General features: G+C 34.9%; 3 protein-coding genes and 1 pseudogene. 2 read left to right on the top strand and 2 right to left on the bottom strand.

The window, feature by feature from the left end; all coding sequences use genetic code 11:
• Positions 1 to 29: 29 nt before the first annotated feature.
• A pseudogene (locus tag HMPREF3103_RS07180) lies at positions 30 to 940 on the bottom strand (IS3 family transposase); the annotation flags it as partial.
• 789 nt (positions 941 to 1729) lie between these two features.
• Between HMPREF3103_RS07180 and HMPREF3103_RS07175 the strand changes: the two are divergent.
• Positions 1730 to 2098, top strand: a complete 369-nt coding sequence (locus HMPREF3103_RS07175) for an ArsR/SmtB family transcription factor (RefSeq protein ID WP_049554564.1) — start codon at positions 1730 to 1732, stop codon at positions 2096 to 2098.
• Positions 2091 to 4220, top strand: a complete 2130-nt coding sequence (locus tag HMPREF3103_RS07170; RefSeq protein WP_003783705.1) for a heavy metal translocating P-type ATPase — start codon at positions 2091 to 2093, stop codon at positions 4218 to 4220. The genes HMPREF3103_RS07175 and HMPREF3103_RS07170 overlap by 8 nt, the downstream gene beginning before the upstream one ends.
• Positions 4221 to 4494: 274 nt before the next feature.
• On the opposite strand, the gene HMPREF3103_RS07165 is transcribed toward HMPREF3103_RS07170, so the two are convergent.
• Positions 4495 to 4806: IS3 family transposase (locus HMPREF3103_RS07165; RefSeq protein ID WP_148128821.1), on the bottom strand; the 312-nt coding region annotated here is incomplete at its 5' end.

The following is a 4806-nucleotide window of genomic DNA, read 5'->3' as shown; positions in this document are numbered from 1 at the left end:
GATTTTCTGTCTAACTTTTAGGGTGCACTTCACCGTCTCCGGTATTCAACCGGAGACAGGTAGTCCAATTTTTGTTGGATTCTTTTTTCATTATAATATTTGATGTAATTTTCTACAATTTGAATTACAATAGAAGATGAAGTTATTACTTCATCTTTTATGTAGAAATCTTCGCACTTTAGCGAAGAATGGAAGCTTTCGATGAGTCCATTATCTGCGGGAGTCCCCTTACGGGACAGACTGCGGATAATGCCTTTTTCTTTATATAGATTGTAGTATTCAGCATAAGTATAAACGCTGCCTTGATTACTATGTAGTAGAACATCCTTAGGTAAATCAATTTGATTTAATGTATCCAATACAAACTTAGTATACTGTTTTGAGGAAATTGTATAAGCAATGATTTCTCCATTATGTAAATCCATAATGGAAGATAAATATAATCGTTTAGGACCGAAAGGCAAATATGTGATATCTGTAGTCATTTTTTGCATAGGTTTGTCTGCTGAAAAATTTCTATTCAAAGTATTACCAGTAATTGAGAATGGTTTATCTATTTTGATAGCTTTTTTAGATTTCACTGCACAATTCCAACCATTTTTCTGCATAATCCGCTGAACAACTTTATGGTTAACAATTTGATTCAATTCCTTCTGAATTAAATACTTAATCTTTCTGTACCCATAAATAAATTTGTTTTTCTTACAAATTTTACTGATTATTTCTTCGATAATTGTTGGAGAAAAGTCTTTCTTTTTCCATCGGTAGTAAGTAGATAAGGGTACATTAAGGCAAAAACAAATTAAATGTACCGCATATTTATCTTTCAATTCTTCCACTAACTTTACAACTGCTTGAGGCGACACTTCCTTTCCAATTCCTTGTATTTTTTTAATATTTCTAATTCAACTTCTTTTCTTTTTAGTTCTAATTTTAATTGTAAGAATCTAGTTGCTTCAATAAAATGGTGATTTTAATTATATAATGAGACGATAGAAAATAGGAGTGGTCTTTTGCATCACTCCTATTTTTGTACTAAATATGTTGTAGTTTTCTTGTACGAATAGCGGTAGATTAGTGGATTCTCTTCTAAAGAGAAACTAACAGAGCTGTTTGAGAGGATTTTAGTGGAAATTTGATTTTTTAGATATGGGACAGTTTCGTTCCACAGTATCATTTCAGCTCTTATCAACAGTCTTTCGTTCTATAGTATAGGGGGTGCTATCAGCACATGTGGAGTGTGTGGTACTGTTGATTAGAATTTATTAGAGATAAGAGATTTGCTAATGACCGTCAAAGACACAGCCGAACAGATGGTTTTGATGTATTGCTATCTTCATAATTATACTTGGTAGCGTATCGGAGAAGCTCTATTTGCTGATGTAAGAACGGTAAGGAGATGGCATAAAAAGGCACTTGAAACGATAAAAGTCCCGGAAAATCCGATTCGAATTATAAATAGTTCTTGAGAATTTCAGTTGTTTGATAAATTTGTAGGTGATTACGCTGAAATTCAAGCTGATTCATAGAGCACCTCCTCAACAAGTTCAATACTAATAATGTTATGTACTTAAAGTCTTATGCAGATTGGTTATTTTGTTATTAGAATTGGGTACTCCAAGTCTTTTTTTATGAATTTTTTTATTCACTCAAAAAAACACTTGACTTAATTAATGAAAAGGGTGATACTATGTTCAAGCAAATACTTGAATGATATTGAGGTGAGAATATGATTAAAAAAGATACTTGTGAAATTTATTGTTATGACGAAGAAAAGGTCAATCGAATACAAGGTAATTTACAGACAGTAGATATTTCTAGTGTTGCCCAAATGTTAAAAGCTATTGCAGATAAAAATAGAGCAAAAATTACCTATGCATTGTGTCAAGATGACGAACTGTGTGTGTGTGATATTGCAAATATTATAGGTGTTACGGTTGCAAATGCCTCTCATCACCTGCGAACGCTCCATAAGCAAGGGATTGTTAAGTTTCGAAAAGAGGGGAAACTTGCATTTTATTCATTAGATGATGAGCATATCAGACAAATTATGATGATTGCATTGGCATTTAAGAAAGAGGTGAAGATCAATGTCTAGTGGGAAAGCAAAACAGTTCGAAGAAGAAATGAAAGCCTATCGTGTTCAAGGATTTACTTGTACTAACTGTGCAGCCATTTTTGAAAATAATGTTAAAGAACTTCCCGGTGTTCAGGATGCGAAAGTAAATTTCGGAGCATCTAAAGTTTATGTTAAAGGGACGACAACCATTGAAGAATTAGAAAAAGCAGGAGCATTTGAAAATTTAAAAATTCGAGATGAAAAAGAACAAAGGGTAGAAGGAGAACCTTTTTGGAAGCAGAAAGAAAATATTAAGGTATATATATCAGCTCTTTTACTTGTAGTTAGCTGGTTCTTAGGAGAGCAGTATGGTGAAGAGCATGTTCTACCGACAATTGGTTATGCAGCGTCCATTTTAATCGGTGGATATTCGTTATTTATTAAAGGTCTCAAAAATTTAAGCAGATTAAATTTCGATATGAATACGCTTATGACTATTGCCATTATAGGAGCTGCAATTATTGGTGAATGGGGTGAAGGGGCAACCGTTGTTATCCTATTTGCGATTAGTGAAGCATTAGAGCGTTATTCAATGGATAAAGCACGTCAATCTATTGAATCTTTAATGGATATTGCCCCAAAAGAAGCGTTAATTCGACGAGGCAATGAAGAAATGATGATTCATGTTGATGAGATTCAAGTTGGAGACATCATGATAGTTAAGCCCGGTCAAAAGTTAGCAATGGATGGAATAGTGGTTAAAGGTACATCAACATTAAATCAGGCTGCGATTACAGGTGAAAGTGTTCCAGTAACGAAAATCACAAATGATGAAGTATTTGCAGGAACCTTGAATGAAGAAGGGTTACTTGAGGTTAAAGTAACAAAACGAGTTGAAGATACCACTCTTTCAAAAATCATTCACTTGGTAGAAGAAGCCCAAGCAGAACGGGCCCCCTCTCAAGCGTTTGTCGATAAATTTGCAAAATACTATACACCAGCTATTGTCATACTAGCTCTTTTAATTGCAGTAGTTCCACCATTATTTGGCGGAGACTGGAGCCAATGGATTTATCAAGGATTAGCTGTATTAGTGGTTGGTTGTCCTTGTGCCTTAGTAGTCTCAACTCCAGTTGCTGTGGTTACAGCAATAGGAAATGCAGCGAAAAATGGTGTATTAATTAAAGGTGGTATCCATTTAGAAGCAGCAGGACACTTAAAAGCGATAGCCTTTGATAAAACAGGAACATTAACCAAAGGGATTCCAGCTGTAACAGACATTGTGACATATGGTAGAAATGAAAATGAATTAATAACCATAACATCAGCCATTGAAAAAGGATCGCAGCACCCTCTTGCTTCAGCGATTATGCGAAAAGCAGAAGAAAATGGATTAAAATTCAATGAAGTAACAGTAGAGGATTTTCAATCCATTACAGGTAAAGGCGTTAAAGCCAAAATAAATAATGAAATGTATTATGTGGGAAGTCAAAATCTTTTTGAGGAATTACACGGAAGCATTTCAAGCGATAAAAAAGAAAAAATTGCCGATATGCAAACTCAAGGTAAAACGGTGATGGTGTTAGGAACAGAAAAAGAAATTCTTTCGTTTATTGCCGTAGCCGATGAAATGAGGGAATCGTCTAAAGAAGTTATCGGCAAGTTGAACAATATGGGAATCGAAACAGTGATGCTAACAGGCGATAACCAAAGAACGGCAACAGCCATCGGAAAACAAGTTGGTGTTTCGGATATTAAAGCTGACTTACTTCCAGAAGATAAGCTTAATTTTATTAAAGAACTTCGAGAAAAACATCAAAGTGTGGGGATGGTCGGAGATGGCGTGAATGATGCTCCAGCCCTTGCGGCATCTACCGTTGGTGTAGCAATGGGTGGTGCTGGAACTGATACAGCTTTAGAAACGGCTGACATCGCCTTAATGTCTGATGATTTGAGTAAATTGCCATATACAATAAAATTAAGTCGTAAGGCTTTAGCAATCATCAAGCAAAACATTACCTTCTCTTTGGCGATTAAATTAGTGGCATTACTTTTGGTCATGCCCGGTTGGTTAACGCTTTGGATAGCGATATTTGCTGATATGGGAGCAACTTTACTTGTAACATTAAACAGTTTACGCTTATTGAAAATCAAAGAATAGGTTCTAAAATGGGTGTTAACAATCGGGTGCGATCATTGAGAACAATGTTATGCTTCAAAAGGGATATTAACAGGAAATATACAACTAAAGGACGCTTTAACTGAGCAACGGAAAAAACCAAATTTCTCAATTGATGTTGAGAAATTTGGAGAATGTTTATACGATTAGTAAAGTTGGCGAAAATAATAAAGTTATTAATCTCATGGAGTATTTGAACTTGCAAAAAAATATTTATGAGTCATTGTACTGACCCCAAAAAGTTAGACAAAAAATATTATTGAAAGGATTTAGTTCTATACTGAACAGGACTAAGTCCTTTTAGTTTTGCTTTAATGCGTTTATTGTTGTAGTAAAAAATATACTCGGTAATAGCTTGCTCCAGTTGATCCAGAGACTTGAAATTTTTCTCAAATCCGTAAAACATTTCTGTTTTCAAGATACCAAAGAAGGACTCCATCATGCCATTATCTATGCTGGTTCCCTTGCGAGACATGGATGGACGTATACCTTTACTGGCAAGAAAACGATGATAAGCTTCATGTTGGTATTGCCACCCCTGATCACTGTGGAGAATAGTATTCTCGTA

The organism is Granulicatella sp. HMSC30F09 (assembly GCF_001806915.1).
Classification (GTDB): Bacteria; Bacillota; Bacilli; order Lactobacillales; family Aerococcaceae; genus Granulicatella; species Granulicatella adiacens.
This window is presented reverse-complemented; position numbering and strand designations above follow the sequence as displayed.